The 24,882-nt window shown below is 59.3% G+C and carries 20 protein-coding genes; 8 read left to right on the top strand and 12 right to left on the bottom strand.

Annotated elements, in window-relative coordinates:
* Window positions 1-10: 10 nt before the first annotated feature.
* Window positions 11-874 (bottom strand): transporter substrate-binding domain-containing protein, encoded by an 864-nt coding sequence (locus tag IV01_RS11625; protein ID WP_229636126.1) that lies wholly within the window; start codon window positions 872-874, stop codon window positions 11-13.
* A 131-nt stretch (window positions 875-1,005) separates the two neighbouring features.
* Here IV01_RS11625 and IV01_RS11630 point away from each other — a divergent pair, with 131 nt between their 5' ends.
* On the top strand, window positions 1,006-1,908 hold the full coding sequence (locus tag IV01_RS11630) for a LysR substrate-binding domain-containing protein (RefSeq protein ID WP_032628909.1): 903 nt from the start codon (window positions 1,006-1,008) through the stop codon (window positions 1,906-1,908).
* Between the two features lie 338 nt (window positions 1,909-2,246).
* Here the strand turns inward: IV01_RS11630 and IV01_RS11635 are convergent, their stop codons facing one another.
* Window positions 2,247-3,173, bottom strand: a complete 927-nt coding sequence (locus tag IV01_RS11635; protein WP_032628906.1) for a 2-hydroxyacid dehydrogenase — start codon at window positions 3,171-3,173, stop codon at window positions 2,247-2,249.
* Window positions 3,174-3,393: 220 nt separating this feature from the next.
* Window positions 3,394-4,482 (bottom strand): tartrate dehydrogenase, encoded by a 1,089-nt coding sequence (locus tag IV01_RS11640; protein ID WP_032628904.1) that lies wholly within the window; start codon window positions 4,480-4,482, stop codon window positions 3,394-3,396.
* 109 nt (window positions 4,483-4,591) lie between these two features.
* On the opposite strand from IV01_RS11640, the gene IV01_RS11645 reads away from it, so the two are divergent.
* From IV01_RS11645 to IV01_RS11655, 3 genes are all read left to right on the top strand, one after another.
* Complete coding sequence (locus IV01_RS11645; RefSeq protein WP_032628902.1) at window positions 4,592-5,503, top strand: LysR family transcriptional regulator; 912 nt, start codon at window positions 4,592-4,594, stop codon at window positions 5,501-5,503.
* Between the two features lie 524 nt (window positions 5,504-6,027).
* Entirely contained in the window at window positions 6,028-7,065 is a 1,038-nt protein-coding gene (locus IV01_RS11650; protein ID WP_050507625.1) for an ABC transporter substrate-binding protein, read from the top strand.
* Between the two features lie 15 nt (window positions 7,066-7,080).
* On the top strand, window positions 7,081-8,763 hold the full coding sequence (locus IV01_RS11655; RefSeq protein WP_032628900.1) for a GMC family oxidoreductase: 1,683 nt from the start codon (window positions 7,081-7,083) through the stop codon (window positions 8,761-8,763).
* A gap of 138 nt (window positions 8,764-8,901) precedes the next feature.
* On the opposite strand, the gene IV01_RS11660 is transcribed toward IV01_RS11655, so the two are convergent.
* The gene (locus IV01_RS11660) at window positions 8,902-10,329 is read right to left on the bottom strand and encodes an aldehyde dehydrogenase family protein (RefSeq protein ID WP_032628937.1); all 1,428 of its coding nucleotides are present in this window, start codon (window positions 10,327-10,329) and stop codon (window positions 8,902-8,904) included.
* Window positions 10,330-10,468: 139 nt separating this feature from the next.
* Here IV01_RS11660 and IV01_RS11665 point away from each other — a divergent pair, with 139 nt between their 5' ends.
* The 4 genes from IV01_RS11665 (at window position 10,469) to IV01_RS11680 (ending at window position 14,389) form a co-directional block, all read left to right on the top strand.
* On the top strand, window positions 10,469-11,416 hold the full coding sequence (locus tag IV01_RS11665; protein ID WP_032628899.1) for a LysR family transcriptional regulator: 948 nt from the start codon (window positions 10,469-10,471) through the stop codon (window positions 11,414-11,416).
* 142 nt (window positions 11,417-11,558) lie between these two features.
* Entirely contained in the window at window positions 11,559-12,263 is a 705-nt protein-coding gene (locus tag IV01_RS11670) for an HAD-IA family hydrolase (protein WP_032628898.1), read from the top strand.
* Between the two features lie 117 nt (window positions 12,264-12,380).
* Window positions 12,381-13,664, top strand: a complete 1,284-nt coding sequence (locus tag IV01_RS11675) for an NAD(P)/FAD-dependent oxidoreductase (protein ID WP_080290314.1) — start codon at window positions 12,381-12,383, stop codon at window positions 13,662-13,664.
* A gap of 14 nt (window positions 13,665-13,678) precedes the next feature.
* On the top strand, window positions 13,679-14,389 hold the full coding sequence (locus IV01_RS11680; protein ID WP_032628896.1) for a cupin domain-containing protein: 711 nt from the start codon (window positions 13,679-13,681) through the stop codon (window positions 14,387-14,389).
* A gap of 901 nt (window positions 14,390-15,290) precedes the next feature.
* On the opposite strand, the gene IV01_RS11685 is transcribed toward IV01_RS11680, so the two are convergent.
* From IV01_RS11685 to IV01_RS11720, 8 genes are all read right to left on the bottom strand, one after another.
* Window positions 15,291-15,782: an Lrp/AsnC family transcriptional regulator gene (locus tag IV01_RS11685; RefSeq protein WP_032628893.1), complete on the bottom strand. Its 492-nt coding sequence runs from the start codon at window positions 15,780-15,782 to the stop codon at window positions 15,291-15,293.
* Between the two features lie 38 nt (window positions 15,783-15,820).
* Window positions 15,821-16,507 carry a hypothetical protein gene (locus IV01_RS11690; RefSeq protein WP_032628891.1) on the bottom strand — a complete coding sequence of 229 codons (687 nt, stop codon included), beginning with the start codon at window positions 16,505-16,507 and terminating at the stop codon, window positions 15,821-15,823.
* Between the two features lie 111 nt (window positions 16,508-16,618).
* Window positions 16,619-17,908 carry a 4-aminobutyrate--2-oxoglutarate transaminase gene (gabT, locus tag IV01_RS11695; protein WP_032628889.1) on the bottom strand — a complete coding sequence of 430 codons (1,290 nt, stop codon included), beginning with the start codon at window positions 17,906-17,908 and terminating at the stop codon, window positions 16,619-16,621.
* 288 nt (window positions 17,909-18,196) lie between these two features.
* Window positions 18,197-19,282 carry an ABC transporter ATP-binding protein gene (locus IV01_RS11700; RefSeq protein WP_032628888.1) on the bottom strand — a complete coding sequence of 362 codons (1,086 nt, stop codon included), beginning with the start codon at window positions 19,280-19,282 and terminating at the stop codon, window positions 18,197-18,199.
* Between the two features lie 149 nt (window positions 19,283-19,431).
* Entirely contained in the window at window positions 19,432-20,892 is a 1,461-nt protein-coding gene (locus IV01_RS11705; RefSeq protein WP_032628886.1) for an NAD-dependent succinate-semialdehyde dehydrogenase, read from the bottom strand.
* 236 nt (window positions 20,893-21,128) lie between these two features.
* Complete coding sequence (locus IV01_RS11710; protein ID WP_080290312.1) at window positions 21,129-21,926, bottom strand: ABC transporter permease; 798 nt, start codon at window positions 21,924-21,926, stop codon at window positions 21,129-21,131.
* On the bottom strand, window positions 21,927-22,856 hold the full coding sequence (locus IV01_RS11715; RefSeq protein WP_050507622.1) for an ABC transporter permease: 930 nt from the start codon (window positions 22,854-22,856) through the stop codon (window positions 21,927-21,929). It lies immediately after the preceding gene.
* A 325-nt stretch (window positions 22,857-23,181) separates the two neighbouring features.
* A complete protein-coding gene (locus tag IV01_RS11720; protein ID WP_032628884.1) occupies window positions 23,182-24,822 on the bottom strand; it encodes a methyl-accepting chemotaxis protein in 1,641 nt (546 codons plus the stop codon).
* Between the last annotated feature and the right edge of the window lie 60 nt (window positions 24,823-24,882).

The following is a 24,882-nucleotide window of genomic DNA, read 5'->3' as shown; positions in this document are numbered from 1 at the left end:
AACACAGCGGTTACTTGTTTTCCTGCGGCGTCGGCTTGGTGAAGCCGTCCACATAAAACTGCTCGGTGCCTTCTGGTGCCACGGCCTTGATCCAGCCGCCGTAGAGGTTCTTTTCCTTGATCTGAGCCAGGGCAGCATTCACGTAAGCCAGCCAGGCGTCTTCGTTTTTGCGCAGGCCGATGGCCGCTTCGGATATGCCGTAAGGCTGGCCAATCAGGCGCACGCTCTTGTCTCGGGAAGCGATCATTACCAGGGTTGCGCTGTCATGGGCGTAACCGTCGGCACGTCCCTGTTTGAAGGCCATCAAGGCTTCCGAGGAGCTGTTCAGGTTGGTCAGTTGCACGCCGCTGGCGTGCTCACCCAGCCAGCGGGCTTGAGTCGAGCCCTTCAGGGCAATCACGGTTTTGTCAGTCAGATCGGCAATAGTTTTCGCCGGGCTGTCGTTCTTGACCATGATGTCGCTGCTGTCCCAGCGATACGGTGTGCTGAAGGCAACCACACGCTCACGCTCGGGGGTGATGCCCAGAGTGGCGACCAGCATGTCGACTTTCTTACCCATCAACTGCGGGATGCGGCTTTCGGCGGTGACGCAGGTCAGTACGGCCTTGTCCTTGGAGCCAAACGCGTACTCGGCGATCTGCCGCGCTACTTCGACCTCCACACCGGCAAAGCCGCCGTTCTGATCCTTGAACCCGAAAGGCGGCTGATCGCAACGAACGCCGACAGTCAACTCGCCTTTTGCGGCGATCTCTGCGGGCAGCGGTGGCATCTGGGCGGCGCTGGCAGAGGTCGCATTCACACCCAGAACGCCGAGTGTCAGAGCGCACGCCGTCAAGGTGGTGCTCAGTCGCGGTTTGGTCGTAAGGCTTGTCATGAGTCTTTTCATTAAGTTACTCCGCAGCGGCAAGGTCGAAAGACTGGAACCGTTTCAGTCTCGTTGCACTTGGCAATTCAGTCCAATTGTTATATTCAGGGGTGCTATTCATCACTGATATAGGGGGGCGGATGAATCTGCGTCAGATCGAAGCGTTTCGGGCGGTCATGATGTTTGGCACCATGACCGCCGCAGCTCGCGAACTGCATACCTCTCAACCGAGTATCAGTCGCCTGGTGACGGAGCTCGAAGAGCGCTTGCAATTCAAGTTGTTCGTACGCGGCGCGAGTCGACTGACCCCCACCGACGAAGGCTCGGCGTTTTATCGAGAGGTGGAACACAGCTTCAGTGGTCTTGCCTACCTCAATCAGGCCGCCCATGAGATCCGCGTCTCGGGCACCGGCCGACTGCGCATTGCGTCGATTCCGGCCATTGCCGGTTTGTTACCTCGGGTGATCAAGCGCTTCAAGGCGCGTTTTCCTGCGGTGGCGATCCTGCTGGAAATGCGCAGCGAGGCGACGGTGCGCCGCTGGGCCTCGGTGGGTTATTGCGACATCGGTTATGCGTCGAGTGTTGGAGAGTCACCCAATGTGCATGCCGACAAGTTGTATCAGTTGCCCGGCGTGGTGGTGCTACCCGCCGGGCATCGTCTGGCAGCTCAGGCCCGCATCAGCCTGGAAGACCTGCGCGGCGAGTCGTTCATTTCCCTGTCAGCGGTGGACCGCACCCGGCGGCTGATCGACGAAGCCTTCGAGCGTGCGGGCGTCAACCGCCACCTGAGCATCGAGACCCCCTACAGCATGACTCTCTGCGCGCTGGTTTCTCAGGGTATGGGCGTCAGCATCACCAATCCGCTGTCGATGCTCGACGCGCCTTCGGGCCTGGTGTTTCGGGAGTTGACCACGGCCATTCCATTCTTCGGATTCACCGTGCTGCCCACCGACAAAGTGCCTAGCGCCCTTGCCACGGTGTTCATGGAAATGGCCCGGGAAGTAATGCACGAGGAGGAATGGCGCGAGCGGTTGCCGGGGTGAGGGTTTTCTTCGCGGGCAGGCCCGGGTTCAACCTGCAACCGGGGACCCCGGTGGGAGTGGAGCATGCCCGCGATGCCGTCGATGCGGTATATCAGGCACACCGCGTTATCGTTCATCGCGGGCAAGCGCGCTCCTACGGATGAATACTGAACCTGTCGGAGTGTCAGGCAAACGGGATTCGTCGCCTTCGTAACCTCAGACGACTCCTGCACGGGCAAGCCCGACTTCTCTAGACGACGGAGGGCCGTAGGAGCGCGCTTGCCCGCGATTCGGGCGCCTCGGTTTGCAGGGGGACGCGTCATCGTTCGTCGTAAGCAAGCTCGCTACAGGGATCGCATTCAATACCCCTCATCCCGAGCAATAACCCCCAGCATCGGTTCGCCCCGTTGATGGCGGCGGATATTGGCCAGCAATACGTCAAACGCACTGTCCGGCGAGGTCATGGCGCCGATGTGTGGGGTGACCCAGATGCGTGGGTGTTGCCAGAAGGGATGAGCGTCCCTTGGCGGTTCGTCGTTGAGGACGTCAACGATGGCGTGCTCGATCTGCCCTGATTCGAGTGCATCCAGCAAGTCGGCCTCGATCAGGTGCGCGCCGCGCCCAAGGTTGATCAGCCGTGCACCATGGGGCAGGGCGGCAAAGGTCTCGGCATTGAGTATCCCGCGCGTGTCTTCGGTCAGGGGCAGCAGGCAAATCAGGATGTCGCACTGATTGAGGAACGGTTGGAGTTGCTCATTACCCGCAAAACATTGCACGCCGTCGATGGACTTTTCCGAGCGGGCCCAACCACTGAGGGCAAAACCGAAAGGCCGCAAGCCTTCCAGCGCGGCAACGCCCAGATTGCCTAAGCCCATGATGCCGACACGTCGTTGTGGCGCGGCCATCAGCGGCCTGGCTTGCCATTGCTGATGATGCTGTTGATCTAGATAAAGCGGGATGTCCCGGTGCAGGCTCAGCACGGCGAAGCAGACATATTCGATGATGCCCCGAGCGATGCCCGGGTCGAGCATGCGTACCACGCTGATGGGGTCGGGCAATGTGCTCAGGTCGAATTGGTCGACACCCGCCGAAGTGGCAAAAACCACCTCCAGGTTGGGGAATCGCTCATGCAGATCCTGAGGCGGCTGCCAGGCTGAAAAGTAACGGATCCGCTCAGGGTCTCCGATGTCTGGCCACAGGCGAACTTCGATGTCCGGAGCGTATTTTTCAAACAGCGCTTTCCAGACGGGGCCGCGTTCGTTATCGACTTTGAACAGCAGGGTCATGGATTTCTCGAGGGCATGTGAGGAATCCAGACAATGCCTGAGTTGCGCACAACAATCTCCCGAATAGCGCTTGGCAAACGGGAGATTGCGCTTGATTGGCAGCTCGATCATCTGTTGGAGCCGGGCTTGCCCGCGAAGAACCATGACGCGGTTTGTCTGATACACCTCGTCGACTGATTCGCGAGCAAGCTCGCTCCCACGGGACCTGTCGCGCGTCCCGTTAGCGGGCCTGACAGGCTGCGGCAATCGCCTTGCCCAGCGATTCGGTGTTGCCCTTGCCACCAATGTCGGCCGTCAGCGGTGCATTCTCCGGTCCCATTGCCAGCACGGTTTCGATGGCGCCGAGCACCGCCGCGCCAGCTTCCGGGTGGCCCAGGTGCTCCAGCATCATCGCACCGCACCAGATCTGCCCGATGGGATTGGCGATGCCTTTGCCCGCGATATCCGGCGCGGAACCATGGACCGGCTCGAACAGGCTCGGGAAGTGGCGCTCCGGGTTGATGTTGGCCGAGGGTGCTATGCCGATGGTGCCGGTGCAGGCCGGCCCGAGGTCAGAGAGGATGTCGCCGAAAAGGTTGCTGGCCACGACTACATCGAACCAGTCCGGGTGCAGGACGAAGTTCGCGGTGAGAATGTCGATGTGATACTTGTCGACGTTCACTTCTGGGTATTTCTTGCCCATCTCGACAACGCGCTCGTCCCAGTACGGCATGGTGATCGCAATGCCGTTGGATTTAGTCGCCGAGGTCAGGTGTTTCTTCGGCCGAGTCTGGGCCAGGTCGTAGGCGAACTTGAGGATGCGATCGACCCCGACTCGGGTCATGACGGTTTCCTGCAGGACGATTTCCCGATCGGTGCCGGGGAACATCTTGCCGCCCACGCTGGAATACTCGCCCTCTGTGTTTTCCCGCACCACCCAGAAATCAATATCGCCAGGTTTGCGATTGGCTAGCGGCGCCTTTACGCCGGGCATCAGGCGGCATGGGCGCAGGTTCACGTACTGATCGAATTCGCGACGGAATTGCAACAGCGAATCCCACAGCGAAATGTGATCCGGTACGACGTCCGGCCAACCCACGGCACCGAAGTAAATCGCGTCATAACCCTTGAGCAGCTCCAACCAGTTGTCAGGCATCATTTTGCCGTGAGCCAGGTAGTAATCGGCGCTGGCAAAGTCGAACCAGTCCCACTGCAACTCCAGATTGTGTTGTGCAGCGACCACGTCCAGCACGCGAACGCCTTCGGGCATGACTTCCTTGCCTATGCCATCGCCAGGGATGACGGCAATTTTGTAATGGGACTTGCTCATGGATTCGGCTCCGAGGATTGATGGGGAACAGAACTCAGTGTAAGTACTGTTTTCAGATTAATAATTAGCTCTGACCGAAAGCCATTCTTAGAAAAAAGGAAACAATGCGGTGAGCATGATTGATGACCTAAGCTTCTTTCAGCAGGTCGCAACTCGGGGCAGCCTTACCGAAGTCGCACGGCAGATGGGTTTGTCACTGCCTGCGGTGAGCAAGCGCCTGAGCCAACTGGAGGCGCGGCTGGGTGTGCAATTGCTGCAACGCACCACGCGGCGTTTGTCTCTGACCCCCGAAGGGGTGTTGTATCTGGAAGGTGGGCGACCGATTCTGCGTCAGCTTGAAGAACTGGAAAGCGCCCTCAACAGCCGCCAGCCAACCCTGCATGGGCGCTTGCGCATCAACGGCACGCTGGGCTTCGGTCGACGGCATCTGGCACCAGTGGTGTCGAGCTTTGCGCGTTTGCATCCCGAGCTGGAGATTTCTCTGGAACTGACCAGCCAACCCCTCAGCCTGCTGGATGATCAGTTCGACATTGGCGTGTTCATGGGCGAACCGCCTGACTCTAGATTGATCGGTATCCGCTTGCTGGAAAACCCGCGCATCCTTTGTGCGTCACCCAATTATCTGGAGGGCAGGCCGGTGTTGCAGAGCGTGGCGGACCTGGCCGAGCATAACTGCATCGTGCTGCGTCAGTTCGGCAGCGACTACGCCATCTGGCGTTTTCACAAGGATGGACAAGACTATTCCCACAAGGTCAGTGGCACGCTGTCCAGCAACGACGGCGAAGTGGCGTTGAATCTGGCTCTAGAGGGGCACGGCCTGATCCTGCGCTCTCGCTGGGATGTACAAGCGCATCTGCAAAGCGGCCGGTTGCAAGCCGTACTGCAGGAATATCAACCGCCCCCGGGCGATATCTTTGCCATGTACCAACACCGGCGTCACATCCCCCAACGGATTTCGCTGTTTACCCAATATCTGGCGCAGGAGCTGGCGAAGAGGCTACCGTTTGCGGTGGTGGGGTGAGGTTTTGAGGGATGCACGATCCGTTGGAGCGTGTGGGCGGCATTTCCAGGGGGATACACAGTTTCCGTGGGAGCGAGCTTGCTCGCGAACGGCGCGCTGCGGTGATTCAGGCAAACCGCGTCCTCGTTCTTCGCGAGCGAGCTCGGCTCCCACGGGAATCGCGGTTTCTGTTGACGAGTGGGCGGTATATCCAACAGGGATACGCGGTTGAAGTGGGAGCGAGCTTGCTCACGAACGGCGCGCTGCGGTGATTCAGGCAAACCGCGTCATTGTTCTTCACGAGCAAGCTCGGCTCCCACGGGTGATCACCGAGCCTGTCTCCCGCAAGAGTGAATAGGCATAACACCAGATCATGGCTCGGATGATTATTGGTGTATTGCCGGATCACGTCCGGCTCTTGTAACGTCCTGCCGACCCGCTCGGTAACAATAAGAATTCAGGCCTGGGCAAGCACTGGCTTTGCAGGGTGTTCAGACAAGGTTTTTAAAGCTGCCGAATCATTTCTACGTTCAGGAAGATTTGCCATGAAAACCGTTCCATTGGGTTCAGTCTTATCCCTGTTGTGCCTGTCGGTGTCGTGCGCGATGTCGGTATCGGCAGAAGAAATTACCTTTGTTTCCCAGGGCGGGGTTTATCAGGAGGCCCAGACCAAGGCGATCCTTGATCCGGCCGCCAAGCGCCTGAACATTACTATCAAGCAGGACAGCGTTCCTGACGCGTTGCCCATGGTCAAGGCCCAGGGCTCGGCAGGCAAGCCGGTCTGGGACGTGATCGACACGCCACCATCGAACTGCATTCGCGGCGGCAACGAGGGGCTGATCGAAAAGCTCGACCTGAGCAAGATGCCTAACGTCCAGGCCATGCCAGCGGCCTATCGCACGCCTTATTCGGTGGCGTACGAGTTCTATTCATCGGTACTGGGCTATAACACCAAAACATTGAAGAAGCTGCCGCAGAGCTGGGCGGACTTCTGGAACGTCAAGGATTTCCCGGGCACCCGAGCGCTGCGCAATGACCCGATGGGTACGCTGGAAGCTGCGCTGCTGTCCGACGGCGTGCCGCGTGACAAGCTTTACCCGCTGGACGTCGACCGGGCCTATAGACGACTCGAACAGATCAAGCCAGACATCGCGGTATGGTGGAGTTCCGGTGGTCAGTCAGCGCAGTTGCTCAACGACGGCGAAGTGGACATGTTGATGATCTGGAACGGCCGCGCGAGTGCGGTGCGCAAGGACAACCCCGATGTGGCGTTCACCTACAACGACGGCCTGCTGCAAAACACCCAGCTGTGCATCCTGAAAAACGCGCCGAACTACGCGACAGCGGTCAAGTTCGTCAACGAGGCAATGTCGCCCGATCTGCAAGCCAACCTGCCGCTGTATATCGATTACGGTCCGGGTAACCCGGCTGCCTTCGGCACTGGCAAGCTGACCGCCGAACGCGCCAAAGAATTGCCAAGCTCGCCGGACAATGCTGCGAAACAGGCGCTGCTGTCTGAAGAGTGGTGGTCGTCGGCAGCCGGCATTGCCGCCAAGGATCGCTGGCTGAAGTTCCTGCAATAAGTTGGGATAGCAAACATGATCGACTACCTGATTCTTGGCGGTGGCTCGGCAGGCTGCGTGCTGGCCGCACGGCTGTCCGAGGATCCTGACAAACAGGTGTGCCTGGTTGAGGCCGGTCGCGACATCTCGGCGGGCAGCATGCCGGCCGAGATTCGCAGTCGTTATCCGGGACGCGCGTATCTGGATACCAGCAATATCTGGCAGCGCCTGACCGCGTTGGTGGGCAAGCGCTCCAGCGAGCGCCGTTATGAGCAAGCGAGGATTCTGGGCGGTGGCTCGGCCATCAACGCGTTGATGACCAATCGTGGCGCGCCAGACGACTACGACGAATGGCAGCGACTCGGTGCCGAAGGCTGGAACTGGGACAGCTGCCTGCCGTACTTTCGCAAGCTTGAGACCGACACTGATTTCGACGGGCCCCTGCATGGCAAGCAGGGGCCGTTGCGAATTCGCCGTACCGCGCCGGCTTTTATCTCGCCCTTCGTCAATGCCGTGATGAAGGCGTTGGGCGAGAGGGGATTGGCTTCCAAGGCCGATCAAAACGGTCCTTGGGAGCCTGGTGTATTCGTCGGCGCCATCGGCGTCAGCCCGGCAGGCGAGCGTATTCCCACTTCCGTGTGTTACCTCACGGATGAGGTTCGGCGGCGCAGCAATCTGAAGGTGCTGACCGATTGCCTGGTGGAGCGCGTGCTGTTTAAGTCCCGGCACGCCGTTGGCGCGCGGATTATCCAGGCGGATGGCTCCGCGCGGGATGTGCTGGCCCGGGAGGTGATCGTCTGCGCCGGCGCGATCCACAGCCCGGCGCTGCTGATGCGCAGCGGTATCGGTCCTGCGGATGAGCTGCTGCAATTGGGAATTTTCGTCGTGGCGGACCGGCCAGGTGTTGGAGGCAATCTGATGGAACATCCCTCGATTGCGGTTTCTGCCTTACTGAATAAGGCTGGCCGCACGGCGTTTGTAGACGAGCATCACGAGCAGGCCATCGTGCGCTTTTCCTCGAACCTCCCGGACACGGTACCTTGCGATATGCATGGGGCGATTTTGTCGCGTTCAGGATGGCATTCTCTCGGCTACCGGCTGGGAACGATGTTCTTCTGGGTCAACAAGTCCTATTCCCGAGGCCGCTTGCGGCTGGTGTCCAGCGATCCGGCCGTGGAGCCTCAGGTTGAATTCAATATGCTGTCCGAGCCTCGGGATCTGGAGCGGCTGAAGCAGGCGCTGAGGCTTGGCGCCGAGGTCTTGTCAGTGCCGCAACTGGATGCCGAGCGCAGTGTAGTGTTCCCTTCGAGCTACTCCCCCAGAGTGGCAAAAGTCGCGCAGCCCGGACTGATCAATGGCTGGTTGCGAGGCGCGTTGAGTGCCTTGCTGGATATCGCTGGGCCATTGCGGGCATGGCTCATCCACCGCCTGATCACTCAGGGCGTCACCCTGAAAAAGCTATTGGCCGATGATGCCGCGCTGACTGAATTCGTGCGGCGCAATGTCGGCGGTACATGGCACCCGTCCGGCACCTGCCGCATGGGCGCCAGCGACGACCCGCAAGCCGTAACCCTCAGCGATGGACGGGTGATCGGTGTCACCGGGTTACGGGTCTGCGATGCCTCGCTGATGCCGTCGATTCCCTGTGCCAACACCAATGTGCCGACCATCATGATTGCCGAACGGATTGCGGACTTGATCAAGTCTGAATCACCGTGATTGAACCCGTTGGAGCGAGCGGGCGGTGATCCGACTTGCCCGCGAAAAACGATGACGCGGTATACCTGAAAAACCGTGGCGTCTGATTCGCGGGCAAGTCGGATCGCCGCCCGCTCGCTCCAACGGGTTAAACCAATTTCACGGGTAAAACCCCACAATTGCCTTGGTCTCCAGAAACGCTTCCAGCCCCCATTCGGCATATTCCCGGCCATTGCCCGACTGCTTGTAACCCCCGAACGGCGCGCCGGGATTCCACGCCGGGTGGTTGATGGAAACGCCGCCAACACGCAATTGCAAGGCAATGTTCCGAGCTCGTTGCAGGTTTGATGACTGCACGTAACCGGCCAGGCCAAACACGCTGTCATTGGCCAGCGCGACGGCGTGTTCATCATCCTCATAAGGCAAAATCGCCAATACCGGGCCGAAGATTTCCTCACGGGCGATGGTCATCTGCGCGGTGACTCCGGCAAAGACCGTCGGCTTCACGTAATAGCCATGGTCCAGGCCATCCGGGCGATCCAGCCCGCCGCAGACCAGTTGCGCGCCTTCTTCGATGCCAATGGCGATCATGCGTTGAATGGCCTGATATTGCCGTTCGCTGATCACCGGTCCCAACGTGGTTTGCGGATCAGTGGGTGCGCCGACCTGATGGGCAAGGGCGGCCCTGCGGGCGATCTGCACCGCCTGATCATGCAACGTGGCTGGCACCAGCATCCGGGTCGGGGCGTTACAGGATTGCCCGCTGTTACCGAAACAGCTGTTTACTCCAGCGGTCACAGCTTTCTCCAGATCCACATCATCCAGCAGGATATTCGCCGATTTACCGCCCAGCTCCTGGTGCACACGCTTGACCGTCGGCGCTGCCAGCCGGGCGACTTCCACCCCAGCCCGAGTCGAGCCGGTGAACGACACCATGTCTACTTCCGGATGCGCAGCCAGCGCGGCACCCACAGTAGGCCCGTCGCCATTGATGAGGTTGAATACTCCGGCCGGCACTCCGGCTTCGTGCATGACCTCGGCAAACAGCAAGGCATTAAGCGGTGCGATTTCGCTGGGCTTGATGATCATGGTGCAGCCTGCGGCCAGAGCCGGCGCCACTTTGCAAACGATCTGGTTGATGGGCCAATTCCATGGCGTGATCAGCGCGACCACACCTACCGGCTCCAGATTGATCAGGGTATTGCCGTCGGTTTTCTGAAAAGCAAAGGTGTCCAGGGTGCGCAGCAATTGTTGCAGGTGACGTTTGCCGATGCCGGCCTGCCAGTCGTAGGCCAGAGCCTTTGGCGCGCCGACTTCGGCCATGATGATTTCGGCGATTTCGTCATAGCGCTGCATAAAGGCATCGAGCACCTGCTCAAGCAGAACTTTGCGCTCGTGGGGTGATGTGCGGGCAAAGGCCGGAAACGCCCGGCGGGCGGCCATGACGGCAGCATCCACATCGGTCTGGTTACCCATGGCGATCCGGCTGAAGGCCTGTTCGGTGGCCGGGTTCACCACCGCCAGTTGTTCGTCACCAGCGGGCGTTACCCAGCGACCATCGATATAAAACTTCAGGGTGTTTTCCATCATCAGGCAAGTTCTCATCAGGCGGGCACAGGAGGGAAAGTGCCGGGAGAATGAAGTGCAAGGATTCGCTCGCAAGAATAGGCCCGGTTTTTTGCATCCGGCAATTTACTAATAGTTGCGTCAGGCATAAGCTCAGATCATGTCTAACCTTCGTCGCAAGCTCCCCAGTTCGAGTTCTCTCTTCGTCTTCGAGGCGGCCGCACGCTGTGGCAGTTTCACACGGGCGGCGGATGAATTGTGCGTCAGCCAACCTGCCGTCAGCCGGATGTTGTCCCGTCTTGAGGAGCATCTTGGGGTCCAGCTTTTCGAGCGTACTCGAGGCGGTGCACGGCTGACCGAGAGCGGCAGCATTTTGTATCGTCGGGTACAGGAAGGCTTCAGCACCATCGAGTCGGCCATCAGCGAAATCGAATCCCGTGCCACGGGGATCGAGACCGTTACCCTGTCGGTTTCCACGGCATTCACCACCCATTGGCTGATGCCGCGCATGAGTCGCTTCAGTCAGCGGTTTCCCACTGTCGACATGCGTTATCAATTGATGTCCGGCAGGATTGGCGGGCCTTTGGTGGATGTCGATCTCGGGATGCGCTATATCGAATCAGGCAGCCTGAAAGGCACGGAAACCCTGGTTATTCCGGAAGTAACCCTACCAGTCTGCGAGCCGCAATACCTCAAGCAGGTCTTGCAGGGAACAGGCAAGAAACTGCCGCCGACCTTGATCTGCATGGACAGTCAGGATCGCAATTGGGCACAGGATTTCGGAGCGTCAGAGCGTGCGGAAAACCCGCTGATATTCTCCGATTACGCGGTGGTCGTGCAGGCTGCGTTATTGGGGCAGGGCGTAGCGCTGGGCTGGCTGAATGTGGTGTCCAACAGCTTGAGCAAAGGTGAACTGGTGCCCGCAGCGGATCAGGTTCGGGTCGGTTCTCGACACTGTTGCCTGGTCACGCCAGTCAACCGGCCGGTGCGTCCGGTGGTGGAAAGTGTACGGGATTGGATCATTGCCGAAATGCGCGCCGATATCGCTCAAGTCGATGCGCTTTACCCGAATCTGGGGTTGGCGGCAGTGGTCGATCTGGGGGCCTGAGCACAGGTATGCCGTGCAGGGTGAAAAAACCGTAGGTTATGCTCCGAGGTGTGCGCAAAACGGAATATTTCACGAGGGGGCGGGCAGATAATGGACCTACCCACATAGCTTTACCCTCATGAATTATCTTGCGGAGCGCCTTATGTCATTCAAGCAATTCAAAGCCCTGACGTTCGATGTCGTCGGCACCCTCATCGATTTCGAAGCCGGCATTCTCAATCACGTTTGGGAAGTGGCGGGCGAAGCGGGTAAAGCCCATACCGATGACGACATTCTCAAAGCCTATCGCGAAGCCCGTGCGCAGACTGACTCTGGCTGGTGGCCTGATGACCTGGAGCGCTGCTACCACGTGATCGCCAGCAAACTGAATCTGCCGGATAACGATGAATACGCTAAAGGCCTGGCACAGGCGGTGCAGAACTTTCCGGCGTTCCCGGATTCGGTCGAAGCCCTGAAACGTCTACACAAGCATTTCAAACTGGTCGCGACTACCAACTCGCGGATCTGGGCGCTGGATTACATGGCCAAGACTCTGGGCGAACCATTCGATGTGCGCGTGACCGTTGACGATGTACGTTTCGAAAAGCCGGACCCGCAGTTCTTCGCCTACACCCGTGGCGTGCTTTCGACCCAGGGCATTCTCTTCGAAAACATTCTGCACGTAGCCCAGAGTCAGTACCACGACATTGGCGTGGCCATGCGCCTGGGTTATCAGACCTGCTGGATCGAGCGCCGTTTTGCACAAAAAGGCACCGGCGGCACGTTGGAATCCGATCGCGTCGAACCGCATTACCACTTCACTTCGCTGGCGCAACTGGCTGACGCTGTCGAGAAAGAGCTGGGCTGATACTGCTTTAGCTAGCTGCTGCGAGAGCTGCGCTGACTGTTCTTGTGGCTGCGTTAATGACTCTGGCGCTCTGGTTCATCCCGAGCGCCGCACTTCTTTTTTAGCCGGATGCTGACCATGACTGTGCAGAGCTTGTGGGCGGCGACCGCCCAACTTTCCCCCGCACTGCAATCGCTGGAAGGTGATCGCCAGTGCGACGTGGTGATCATCGGCGCGGGTTACACCGGTCTATCGGCCGCTCACCATATCGCGTCGAGTGGTCGCGAGCCGCTGATCCTTGAGGCTCACACCCTGGCCTGGGGCGCCAGCGGGCGTAACGGCGGTGTGGTTTCGCCCAAGTTTCGAGTCGGCTTCCCGACCCTCATGGCGCGCTTTGGTCGTGACACCGCGTTGCAGATGTACCGCACCGGTTACGCGGCAGTAGACAGCGTGGTGGAAATGGTTGAGACCCTGGGTCTGAGCGAAGCGCGCTTGCATATGGGAGGGCACATCGCCGCAGCCCACAACGTGCATGCGCTGAGCGGGCTGGAGTCCACCGCGAACTGGATCAAGCGGGAAACCGGTGGCGAATCCTCGGTGATGATCAGTGCCGAGCAGGTCCGGGAAATGACCGGCTCTACGATTTTCAAAGGCGGTCTGTTGACTCCTAAAGCCGGCGGTATTCATCCGCTCAACTACGCACGGGGCATGGCTCAAAGCCTGAGCGATCGTGGCGTGAAACTGTTCATCAACAGCCCCGCCGAACATGTGCGCAACGAGGGTGGCCGAGTCATCGTGCAGACGCCTCAGGGGCGAATCAGTGCCCGGCAGGTGATCTACGCCACCAATGGTTATTCCGACCAGACCAAGGCCACCGATACCTTGCATCGTCGGCTGATTCCATTCCGTAGCGCGATCATCGCAACCCAGCCGCTGCCAGCCGAGGTGCTGGCGAAAATTATGCCGGGCGGTCAGGTATGCGGTGACACCAAACGTATGCTGCGCTGGTTCCGAGTGGTGGGTGATCGACTGATCTTCGGTGGCCGTGGAGCCTTCGGCAAGAACGACTCCGAGAGCGCCTTCCGCACATTGCAACGCAGCATGGGCGAGGTGTTTCCCGTCCTGCGCGATTACAAACTCGACTATCGCTGGTCAGGTCTGGTGGCCATGACCCTGGATTATCTGCCCCACGCTGGACAGCTCGACGAGCGCAGCTTCTACGCCATCGGCTACAACGGCGGCGGGGTCGCCATGTCGACCTTGATGGGTGAGCGATTGTCGAGAATGACCGCAGGAGAAAAGGTCGATCTGGGCCTGCTCTGCGGTGATAAGTTCAACCCTATTCCCATGCATGCTTTCCGCGCACCAGGCGTTCGTCTGGCGGCGGGGTGGCAGCAATTCCTTGATGTCATCGGCCGATGAGCGAGCGTTAATCCATGCCTGAGATATTGCATTACTCAAACCCTTTCACGGACCGCCAATTGCCCCAGGCGGCCTTTGCCTTGCGCAACGATCCACTGGCGGCGGGTCGAACTGTGCACTTTCACGATCCGGTCCAGAGCTATGCGGTTGGCAGCAGCGAAAGTGTGGGGGCGAATCTGTTGATCGATGATTTTCCGTGGGTCGAGCTGGGTATTGTCGAGGCGGGTGGGCTGACGTTGCAGGGCGAAGATTATCGGCTGGACCTTACGGCCGGCGATTGCTTCGTGGTACCCAGTGGTATCCCGATCCGCTGGCACCATCGCGGGACACTGCGGCGGTTATTCATGGCATTTCCTGGCCTGGCGCGGAGCAAGGATATGCCGACCCGACCGTTGAAGATCGACTTTTCCAGGACGTTGCAGGCGTGCAATCCGCCTGCTGCCAATGTGCTGCTGACTCCATCACCCAGGGCCTGGAGTGAAGAGTTGTTCGCCTGCGCCAATCTGCGAATCGGTCTGTGGCAATGCGAGGCGTATGCTCGCAAGGCGGTCGAACCGAGCTATAGCGAGCTGATGTTTATCCTGGAAGGGGCGGTCACGCTGACGCCTGAGGAAGGGCCGGCTTGTCGTGTGGGTGCGGGGGAAGTGGTGGTGGTGCCGGCTGGCGCGACTACGGCGTGGAGCAGTGAAGAGACGGTGCGTAAGGTTTATTGCATTGTTTCTTGATGGGTTGGTTGGTATAGGTGTTGGTTTTGGGTATCTATCCGTTGCTGCGGTAACGGCTGCTTAGGGTTCCGCTTTTACAGCGGGTCACTTTCGAAAAGCGCGAAAGTAACCAAAGCGCTCTTGCCCCACCACTCGGTCCCTCGCTGGTGCTCGGCATGCCCGTAATCCGACATTGATTCGGCGGGCCGCCGCGAAGGGCCATCCATGGCCTGGGGCGGCTAAGCCGGCATCCATGCAGGTTTGCCCGCCGAATCAAAATCGGATTACGGCCAGCGTGGTTTGACGGGGCGCCAAGATCAAAATCAAAAGCTCGGCGGCCTGAGAGCCGGCCTGGTTGTTTGAACTTACCCCGCTATATTTGTCGTCTGCACCACTGCTTTCGCGAGCAAGCTCGCTCCTACGGAATCGATGACTAGCTGTAGGAGCCGAGCTTGCTCGCGATGAACGAGAACGCGGTGTGTCCGAATCACTGCGTCGAGTGATTCGCGGGCAAGCCTCGCTCCAACAAAGAAACGCGGTCTGCCCGCACAAGCAGGTCGGCTATCAGGCCGCCTCGCGCGCTTTTGATTTTGATCTTGGCGCCCCGTCAAACCACGCTGGCCGGAATTCGATGTTGAGGTGTGGGGCAAGCCGGCAGGGAGCCGGCTAAGCCGCCCCAGGCCATGGATGGCCGTTGGCGGCGGCCCCACACCTCAATGTCGAATTACGGGTATGCCGAGCCTAGGCGAGGGACCGAGTGGTGGGGCACAGCGTTTTTGGTTACTTTTTTGGCGTCTGAAAAAAGTGACCCGCTGTAAGAGCGGAACCATAAGTGGCCGTTACCGAAGAAATGGATATGCATCCAAATAAGTGGCCGTTACCGAAGAAATGGATATGTTCTCAACAGAACGAAAAACGAACCTCAAACCGCCGTAACCAGACTCCGCAACGGCACCGTACTCTTGACCACCGGCGACTTGATCACGATGTAACTGAAGTACTTCTCGATCCCGATGTTCTTATCCAGGATCGACTCCATCAATTCCTGATAATGCTGAATGCTGCTGCACAGGAACCGCACCAGATAGTCATAACCGCCGCTGATCAAATGGCACTCGAGCACTTCATCAATGTTGCGGATGCTGGATTCGAACTTCACAAAGTCGCCGCGTTTGTGGTCCGAGAGTGTGACTTCGGTGAACACCGTCACCGAGTTGGCAAATTTGGCCAGGTTGACGTGGGCTTCGTAACCACTGATATAACCGGCGGACTCAAGACGTTTGACCCGTTGCAAGCAAGGACTGGGGGACAGGCCAACGGCTTCGGCGAGGCTGACGTTGGTCATTCGCCCGTCTTTCTGCAATTGGACCAGGATATTGATATCGATACGATCAAGCTTGGTTGCAGCGTCCATGGTTCAATCCTCGCAGTTCAAAGTCCTGGCTTCACGCGTCAGGCGTGCAGCGCTTTTTGATGGGCGTGGGCGAGGTCTGCCAGGCTTGCGTATTCACAGCGCTTGCCGTCCAGTGCCTGTGGTGAGTGATTCCACGGCTGGCTATGACCCCGTCGTAACGTACATACCGGAAAATCCACCCGCTCGTTCCACGGGTCATCCGTTTCGGTACTACGCACCGGTAACAGTTCCGATCGCTCCAGCTCAAGGTCCAGTAACGCAGCGTCGAGGCTGGTGTGCCAATCGTCGCTGCTGGGTTCGATGACGGCGTCGAACGCCACCGGCAGCCGGCTGGTCAACGAGCGCACATCGATACCCTGAGGTGGAGCAATCAGTATCAATCGGTAAAACTTGCTCAGGTACTGCAATGCACCTGGGACATCCTCGAATATGGGCCATTGGGCAGAGGAGCTACTGAAAGCAACACTCTGATCCCAATCCGCAATGGTATGCAATTGGTGAGCCACACGTTGGTACAGCTGGCCATGAAAAGCGGTGGGGCTAGCCATGGCTGGACTGCTGCTCAGGTCCTGGGCGACGCTTCGATAAGTGTTGAGCAACTGTTCGTCAGTGATGGTCGGATTGCCTTGCACTGCCAGTGGTCGAAGACCTTCAAGAATGCCCCGTTCTCGATCAACCAGTGTTCCAAAGGAAAAACCCAATGCCTTGTACTGGGTGACTTTCATGATTAGCTCCTGAGTTGCACGTATCGGTTCCGTCATGATCCAGCCATGCCTTTTTTGCAGCCCGGCACTGCTGGTTCAGCAGCCCGGGCGCATGCATTGCGACGCGTGGTCTCAGCAGGCGGCGGCCAGCGCGGTGTCGAGCATCTGCAAGGCTTCTGCCACCTGTTCTCTGGTGGTTACCAGCGGTGCCAAAAAGCGCACCACGTTGCGGTACACGCCGCACTTGATCACCAGCAGGCCGGCATTGCGCGCTTCGTCGATGACCTTCTGCGCAAGGGCGGCATCCGGGCTTTGTTTGCTGTCATCAGCGACCATTTCGATGGCCAGCATGAAGCCCAGGCCTCGCACATCGCCGATGCGCGGGTAACGTTTCTGCAAGGCCAGCAGACCTTCGCGCAGTTGCGCGGCCAGTGTCTCGCCTTCGTTCAGCAGATCCTGCTCTTCGAACAGGTCCATGACCGCCAGCGCTGCAGCACAAGCCACCGCATTGCCGCCATAAGTGCCGCCCAGGCCGCCAGGCGTCGGCGCGTCCATGATCTGCGCACGGCCGACCACTGCCGACAGAGGCATACCGCCGGCCAGGCTCTTCGCAACAGTGACCAGATCAGGCTGGATGCCCGCATGCTCGAAGCCGAACATCGTGCCGGTACGGCCGAAACCTGCCTGGATTTCATCGAGGATCAGCACTATGCCGTGTTGTGTGCAGCGTTCGCGCAGGGCTTGGAGGAATTCCTTGGGTGCCGCGATGAAGCCGCCGTCGCCTTGTACCGGCTCGATGATGATGGCAGCGACGCGATCGGGGGCGACATCGGTGGCGAATAGTTCATCCAGCTCGGCCAATGCGTCGTCACTGCTGACACCGCGATAAGCGTTCGGGTAGGTGGCGTGATAGATCTCGGCGGGGAAGGGTCCGAAGTTCTGTTTATAGGGCTGGCTCATGCCGGTCAGCGTGACGCCCAGCAGGGTCCGGCCATGGAAACCACCTCGAAACGAGATCACCGCCGTGCGATTGGTATGGCCACGGGCGATCTTGATCGCGTTCTCCACCGCTTCGGCACCCGAGGTGAACAGCACGCTTTTGTAGTGCTCATCGCCGCCGATCATTTTGTTCAGGCGCGCGGCAACGTTGATGTAGCTTTCGTAAGCCACGACCTGGAAGCTGGCGTGGGAAATTTCACCGACCTGGCGGCGCACTGCTTCAACGACGCGAGGGTGGTTGTGGCCGACATTGAGCACGCCAATGCCACCGACGAAGTCCAGATAGCGCTTGCCGTCCACATCCCACAGCTGTGCACCTTCAGCACGTGCCGCGACAACCGGGTGGGCAGTAATGATGCCGCGTGGGATGTGTTGCTCGCGCAGGGCGAGCAGGCGTTGATTTTCAGTCAGTGCAGAATTCATCTCAATCTCCGTGAACGCCGGGGTGGCTGGTGATGTGATCAGGATAAGCACTGGCCGAAACCACAAGCACTGAAGTTGCCCGGGTCAGTGCTGTGATCGACTGTTTTAGGGGGAGGTTACGGAATATTTCGCTGTGGGGGTGTTGCCGGGAATCCCGAGTAGAGCGCAAATCCTGTGGGAGCGAATTCATTCGCGAAATGGGCCGTAAATCCGACACGATCTCTATCGTTGGGAAATCCGTCTTCGCGAATGAATTCGCTCCCACAGGTTATGGATGGATGTGATCTCTTAAACCACCGCCCTGGGCACCACAATCGTGTCTTCCGGATGCAGGCGCATCAGCATCGGCGAGCCAATCGGCGGCAGGCTGAGGTTGCCTTCGTGGTGGCTTGGCTGGCGCAGGCTGACAGTGGGACCGCCGTCCAGGTCGACGAACACCTTGAGACTTTCGCCCTGGAACACGATGTCGGCAACGCGTCCGCTCAGGCGGTTCCATTCCGGGCCTGAAGCCGGGTTGTCCAGCAGCAGTTTTTCCGATTGCAGAGCCAGGAAGACATCACCGGATGGCGGAATCGGCCGGGTGGTGCGCAGCGCGGTTTTGCCCAGGGTCAGGCCGTTGTCGCCGCGTTGCAGTGGGACCAGAGTGCTTTCGCCGATGAAGCTGGCGACGAAGTCATCGGACGGATGATCGTGCAGACGACGCGGGGTATCGACTTGCACCAGCTGACCGCCACGCATGATCGCAATGCGGTCGCTCATGGTCAGGGCTTCACGCTGGTCGTGGGTCACGTAGATCATGGTCGCGCCCAGGCGTTTGTGCAGGGCGCGCAGCTCGATCTGCATGGTTTCGCGCAGCTGTTTGTCCAGCGCCGAAAGCGGTTCGTCCATCAGGATCAACTTGGGCTCAAAGACAATCGCCCGGGCCAGTGCCACACGCTGGCGCTGACCGCCGGACAGTGCCGCGATTGAGCGGTTTTCATAACCGCTCAGCTCGACCGTCGCCAGTGCCTGTTTGACCCGATCCCGGCTTTTGGCTGCGTTTTCACCTCGGGCGCGCAGTGGGAAGGCCACGTTTTCGCCCACCGTCATATGCGGGAACAGCGCGTAGTTCTGGAACACCACGCCGATCTCACGCTTGTGCGGCGGCATTAACGTGACGTCGCGTTCGCCGAAATAAATGCTGCCGGAACTGACCCGGATGAAACCGCCCAGGATGCTCAACAAAGTTGTTTTGCCCGAACCGGAAGGGCCGAGCAGGGACATGAACTCGCCAGCCTCGACCTTGAGGCTTACGTTATTGAGCGCCTTGAGGCTGCCGTAATCCTTGCATACCTGATTGACGCTGACCGATTCAAAACCTTCAGTGAAATTCATGAAGCATCTCCTGGGCAGGGCACCGAAGCTGTCGGCGTATCTGCTGTCATCTGAACACAGCCGCAAGGCCTGTTCGTGCCGTATTGGTAGGCCGGGCTAACAGGATCTGCTGCGCGGCCAGGTTTTTTCCAGACTGGATCAGATGATGTTCAGCCCAGGCCGCCGATATGCCAGGCCTTGACCTCAAGGAACTCATCCAGGCCGTACTTGGAGCCTTCGCGGCCGGTGCCGGATTGCTTCATGCCGCCAAACGGCGCGACTTCCATGGAGATGATCCCGGTGTTGAGGCCGACCATGCCGAACTCCAGACGCTCGCCCACCCGGAATGCGCGGCGAATGTCCTGGGTGAAGTAGTAGGCACCCAGGCCGTACGGCGTGGCGTTGGCCATGCGCAGGGCCTGTTCTTCATCCTTGAAGCGGAACAGTGGAGCCACCGGACCGAAAGTTTCTTCGCTGGCCAGCAGCATGTCAGTGGTGGCGTCCAGCAACACGGTGGGCTGCACGTACAGACCTTCGCCCTGGGGTTGGCCGCCGATGGCGACGCGGGCACCTTTGTCCAGTGCATCGCTGATGTGATGGCTGACCTTGTCCACGGCAGCGGCGTTGATCAGCGGGCCAATGGTCACGCCTTCGCTCAGACCGTCGCCGACTTTCAGCTGTGCAACCGCTTGGCTCAGTCGTTCGGCGAAGCGCTCGTAGATGCCTTCCTGAACGAGAATACGGTTGGCGCACACGCAGGTTTGTCCGGCGTTGCGGAATTTGCTGACCATGACCCCGGCAATCGCCAGGTCCAGATCGGCGTCATCGAAAACAATGAACGGCGCATTGCCGCCCAGCTCCAGACTCAGGCGCTTGATGGTGCTGGAGCATTGGCTCATCAGCAGCTGGCCGACCCGGGTCGAGCCGGTGAACGACAGTTTGCGCACTGCCGGGTTGCTGGTCATCTCGCCGCCGACACCCGCTGGCAAACCGGTGAGGACGTTGAATACGCCAGCGGGGATGCCTGCACGTTCGGCCAGGACCGCAAGGGCCAGGGCGGACAGTGGAGTCATCTCCGAAGGTTTGACCAGCACCGTGCAACCGGCTGCCAGCGCCGGCGCACATTTGCGGGTGATCATGGCATTGGGGAAATTCCACGGCGTGATAGCCGCGACCACGCCAATGGGCTGCTTGAGGACCACGATGCGGCGGTCGGTGGTCGGTGCTGGAATGGTGTCGCCGTAGATGCGACGGGCCTCTTCGGCAAACCATTTGACGAAGCTGGCACCGTAGCCGATTTCGCCTCGGGATTCGCTCAGGGGCTTACCTTGCTCGGCGGTCATGATCAGGGCCAGGTCTTCCTGGTTCTCCATGATCAGCGCGTACCAGACTTCCAGATAACGGGCGCGCTCTGCTGCTGGAACTTCGCGCCAGGTGGCGAAGCGTGCTTCGGCGGCTTCAATGGCACGTCGGGTTTCAGCTGCCTGCAGCGCAGGCACCTTGGCGATAAGGTCGCCGTTGGCAGGGTTGGTCACTTCGAGGGTCGCGCCGTCATCGGCGGCAATCCACTCGCCATTGACGTAGGCGCGTTCAACGAGAAGAGAAGGGTCACGCAGTGAGTTTTTCAACATGATCAGGGTGCCTTGAGGGTCCGAACGATGGACTCATTGTAAAAATGTCCGGCCAGTGGCCGATGCCGAGATGGCCGCAGGAACGGGTGGTAGATGCTGAATTTGTAGTGCTGGCGGCAGATGTTGCTGGCGCAGAGCATGACCCGTAGGAGCGCGCTTGCCCGCGATTAAGGTGTGTCAGTCGACAGATTTATTGCTGATCTGACGCCATCGCGGGCAAGCGCGCTCCTACAGCATCAGGTTTGTTTATTGCGCCCCGCAATCACCACCAGCAACAGCGACGCCAGGATCAGGATCGAGCTGATGGCCGCGATGGTCGGGTCGATTTCGTCCCGCAAGGCGGTAAACATGCGCTTGGTCAAGGTCTGGTTGTCGCCACCGGAAATGAACAGCGCGACAACGGTTTCATCCAGCGAAGTGATAAACGCGAACAGGGTCGCCGAGACCAGACTCGGCTTGATCTGTGGCAGGGTCACGGCCATGAAAGCCCGGAAGCGATTCATGCCCAGGCTGCGGGCGACCATTTCCTGAGACATGTCGAAATTTCGCAGTCCCGCCAGCAGGGCAATGATCACGTAAGGCAGCGCCAGCATGATGTGCGCCAGAATCAGACCGGTCATGGTGCTGATCAGGCCGATCCGGGCGTACACGAAAAACACCCCGGCGGCGATCAGGATGATCGGCACCATCATCGGCAGTAGGAGGATGATTTGCAGGGTGCGCACCACCTTCAGGCTGGAGCTGTTGATGGCATACGCTGCCGCCATGCCCACGGGCAGGCTGACCACCGTGGTGACCGCCGCCGTGATCAGGCTGACTCGTGCCGCCGACATCCATTCGGCGCTCTGGAAGAACGCTTCATACCAGCGCAGCGACCATTCCTTGGGTGGGAATTGCAGGAAGCGCGCTTCGGAGAACGACATCGGCACCACAATCAACACCGGCAGGATCAGGTACAACAGGATCGCAGCCACCAGCACGGTGAACAGCGCATGGGAAGGGCGGACCTGACGCAAATAGGCAACCAGTTTCATTTAGCGCGCTCCCAGGATGCGTTCGATAGGGATGAACTTGTTGATACCCCAGAAAATCAGGAACACCACCAGCAATAGAACCAGACCCACCGCGCTTGCGGCACCCCAGGCGTGGTAGAGCTCGACGTTGCGCTGCACCAGCATCGACACCAGGATTGTGCGACCGCCGCCCAGCAGTTCCGGGGTGATGAAAAAGCCCAGGCAGATGACGAAGACCAAGATCGAACCGGCCATGATCCCCGGCGCGGCCATGGGCAGGAACACCCGGCGGAAGGTGTAGAAGGGCTTGGCGCCGAGGCTTTCCGAGGCCTGCATCAGGTCCTGGGGGATCTTTTTCATCACTGAATACAGTGGCAGGACCATGAACGGCAGCATCACGTGAAGCGTGCCGATCACCGTGCCAGTGGTGTTGTGCATCAGGTTCAGCGGCTGATCGATGATGCCCAGATCCATCAGCGTCTGATTGACCAGGCCACGGCGCTGCAGCAAGACCAGCCAGGCGTAGGAGCGCACCAGCACACTGGTCCAGAACGGAATGATCACGCAAATCAGAATCAGGTTGGCCCAGAAGCCATGCAGACGCGACGCGGCATAGGCAATAGGGAAGCCGAGGAAAATCGACAGCACGGTGACGATCAGGCTGATCTTGAAGGTCAGCACAAAGGTGTCCCAGTAGATGCGCTCCTCGAAGATGCGCACGTAGTTGGCCAGGGAGAAGCCTTCTTCAGTCTGTACTGACTGGAAAGCCAGCCAGCACATCGGCAGGATCAGCAGCACCACCACCATGAACAGGGCTGGGGTGAGCAACAGCATCATTGAGGTGTTTTCCTTGCGCTCTTCGCGGGCAAGGGCGTCGCTGCTGGTCAAGGGCGGCTGGCGCTGCTCGTTGCCTGCGTCAGGCACGGATTTGGCGAGATAAGCATTGGACATGTCTGTCTCCCGTCACAAGGTCTGGCTGAAGCGCTGGAGGGCGGAATGCGTGAGTGTTGCCATATGGAAGACTCCCGAAGGGTGGGGCAGATACTGAAATCGTGCTTGCTGTTATAAATTCGGGTCGCTCTGCGGGACCGTCTAATCAGTAATGTAACCAGATGCCGGCAAATGAAGCCGCTGAAATGCCCTGCGTCAAAGTGCTTTATTGCGTAATCGGGCAGGCGTACGGCATGTCCTGCGTTGGCCCTTGTAGCTCGGGCCTTGCAGCCCGGGCTGAGCGGCAAGGCACGGTTCATGAGTTCGTTCTCAAGGGCTTTGTCTGCTAGATGCGAAACCTCGCCACTAGCAGATTCAGCGAGTCGGCCAGCCCTGACAGCTCCTTGCTGGAAGCCCCGGTTTGTTCGACACCCGCGGCCGTTTCAGCGGACAGGCCCTGGATGTTGATCAGGTTGCGATCCACTTCACGGGCCACTTGCGCCTGCTGTTCCGAAGCGCTGGCGATCACCTGATTGCGGTCGGAGATCTGCGCGACACCCTCGGCAATGGCTTGCAGGGCGCCACCGGCATCCCGCGCCAGGCCACGGGTCTGGTTGGCCAGGTCCTGAGTGCTATTCATCGCGCCTGCCGCTTGTTGAGCGCTGTGCTGCACGGCACCGATCATCTGCTCGATTTCCCCGGTGGATGCCTGTGTCCGATGTGCCAGTGCCCGGACCTCATCGGCCACCACCGCAAAGCCACGGCCTTGCTCACCGGCCCGAGCCGCTTCGATCGCCGCGTTCAGGGCCAGCAAATTGGTCTGTTCGGCGATGGAGCGAATCACGTCCAGCACGCTGGTAATGGCACGGGTTCGGCTTACCAGATCGCCCACCATGGACGACGACGCGGTCATTTCCAGGACCATGGTTTCGATGGACTCAATAGCCTGCTGGACCTTGGCCTGACCGTTCTGTGTACGGGTGTCGGTTTCCTGAGAGACCTGAGAGGTGGACACCGCATTGCGTGCGACTTCATCTACGGCGGCGGTCATCTGGGTGACCGCCGTGGCCGCCTGCTGGATCTCACCGTTTTGCCGGGTCAGACCGTTGCCGGTGGCCTGAGTGATGTGGCTCAGATCACCTGCGGCAATACCCAGTCGGGTCGACGCATCGCTGATCGCGCCTACTGTGGCTTTGAGGTTGCTCTGCATGGTGTGCAGAGCTTGCAGCAGCTGGCCGGTTTCATCCTTGCCGTCCACCTGGATGTGGAGCGTCAGGTCACCGTCTGCAACTCTTTGTGCGGTCAGAACCGCCCGGGCGATGGGGCGGGTGATCGAGCGAGTGATGAGCATGCCCAGCACCAGTGCCAGGATGAATGCCAGTGCGATTCCGCCAACCATCGATGCATTGAGCAGGCGAATCAGGCTGTTGCCGTCTTGCTCGGCGCTCTTCGCCTGAGCGACGTTGGCGCTGACGATATTGTCGGCATCTTTCTGTATCTGCACGAAACTGATGCGTAATTTCCCGTTAAGAAGTCGCTTCGCCAGGGGATAGTTATCGCCTTTGATCGCGCTGAAAAACTCCTGCACCTGGCTGGTGTATCTATCCCAGTCAGCCTTGAGTTTATCTCTGGCAGCGCTGCCTTCTTCATCCAGGCGCTGGGCCTGGTAGGTGGTGAAAGTGGCGCTGACCGAGGCCTGTCTGGCATTGAGCAGTTCGATGGTTTCAGTCAGGTCGCCATCGCTGGCATTGTCGGCTTTTTGCGAGAGCAGAAAATACAGGGTGCGGTTGTGGAACAATGCGGTATTGAACAGCTCGTTGACGGTGTTGATCGACACGATGGTTTTGCTTTGCAGGTCCTGCATCATGTCGCCGAGTTTCTTGTTACCCGCCATGCCCATCAGACCGATGACCACGGTAATCATCGAAAAGAAAATAAAGGCGAGGGCCAGCTTCGCCGAAAGGCGTAAATTCTTGAAAGTGTTCATGAGCAGTCATCCCCGAAAGCCCTGCCTGTTCATCGAATCCCGCCCAAAGCGGGGTCTGAT

The organism is Pseudomonas syringae (genome assembly GCF_000737245.1).
In the GTDB taxonomy this organism is placed as follows: domain Bacteria; phylum Pseudomonadota; class Gammaproteobacteria; order Pseudomonadales; family Pseudomonadaceae; genus Aquipseudomonas; species Aquipseudomonas syringae_J.
This window is presented reverse-complemented; position numbering and strand designations above follow the sequence as displayed.

Coding starts and splice junctions, on each gene's coding strand:
- IV01_RS11625 (WP_229636126.1), bottom strand. CDS start 874: ATGACAAGCCTTACGACCAAACCGCGACTGAGCACCACCTTGACGGCG.
- IV01_RS11630 (WP_032628909.1), top strand. CDS start 1,006: ATGAATCTGCGTCAGATCGAAGCGTTTCGGGCGGTCATGATGTTTGGC.
- IV01_RS11635 (WP_032628906.1), bottom strand. CDS start 3,173: ATGACCCTGCTGTTCAAAGTCGATAACGAACGCGGCCCCGTCTGGAAA.
- IV01_RS11640 (WP_032628904.1), bottom strand. CDS start 4,482: ATGAGCAAGTCCCATTACAAAATTGCCGTCATCCCTGGCGATGGCATA.
- IV01_RS11650 (WP_050507625.1), top strand. CDS start 6,028: ATGAAAACCGTTCCATTGGGTTCAGTCTTATCCCTGTTGTGCCTGTCG.
- IV01_RS11655 (WP_032628900.1), top strand. CDS start 7,081: ATGATCGACTACCTGATTCTTGGCGGTGGCTCGGCAGGCTGCGTGCTG.
- IV01_RS11660 (WP_032628937.1), bottom strand. CDS start 10,329: ATGGAAAACACCCTGAAGTTTTATATCGATGGTCGCTGGGTAACGCCC.
- IV01_RS11665 (WP_032628899.1), top strand. CDS start 10,469: ATGTCTAACCTTCGTCGCAAGCTCCCCAGTTCGAGTTCTCTCTTCGTC.
- IV01_RS11670 (WP_032628898.1), top strand. CDS start 11,559: ATGTCATTCAAGCAATTCAAAGCCCTGACGTTCGATGTCGTCGGCACC.
- IV01_RS11675 (WP_080290314.1), top strand. CDS start 12,381: ATGACTGTGCAGAGCTTGTGGGCGGCGACCGCCCAACTTTCCCCCGCA.
- IV01_RS11680 (WP_032628896.1), top strand. CDS start 13,679: ATGCCTGAGATATTGCATTACTCAAACCCTTTCACGGACCGCCAATTG.
- IV01_RS11685 (WP_032628893.1), bottom strand. CDS start 15,782: ATGGACGCTGCAACCAAGCTTGATCGTATCGATATCAATATCCTGGTC.
- IV01_RS11690 (WP_032628891.1), bottom strand. CDS start 16,507: ATGAAAGTCACCCAGTACAAGGCATTGGGTTTTTCCTTTGGAACACTG.
- gabT (WP_032628889.1), bottom strand. CDS start 17,908: ATGAATTCTGCACTGACTGAAAATCAACGCCTGCTCGCCCTGCGCGAG.
- IV01_RS11700 (WP_032628888.1), bottom strand. CDS start 19,282: ATGAATTTCACTGAAGGTTTTGAATCGGTCAGCGTCAATCAGGTATGC.
- IV01_RS11705 (WP_032628886.1), bottom strand. CDS start 20,892: ATGTTGAAAAACTCACTGCGTGACCCTTCTCTTCTCGTTGAACGCGCC.
- IV01_RS11710 (WP_080290312.1), bottom strand. CDS start 21,926: ATGAAACTGGTTGCCTATTTGCGTCAGGTCCGCCCTTCCCATGCGCTG.
- IV01_RS11715 (WP_050507622.1), bottom strand. CDS start 22,856: ATGTCCAATGCTTATCTCGCCAAATCCGTGCCTGACGCAGGCAACGAG.
- IV01_RS11720 (WP_032628884.1), bottom strand. CDS start 24,822: ATGAACACTTTCAAGAATTTACGCCTTTCGGCGAAGCTGGCCCTCGCC.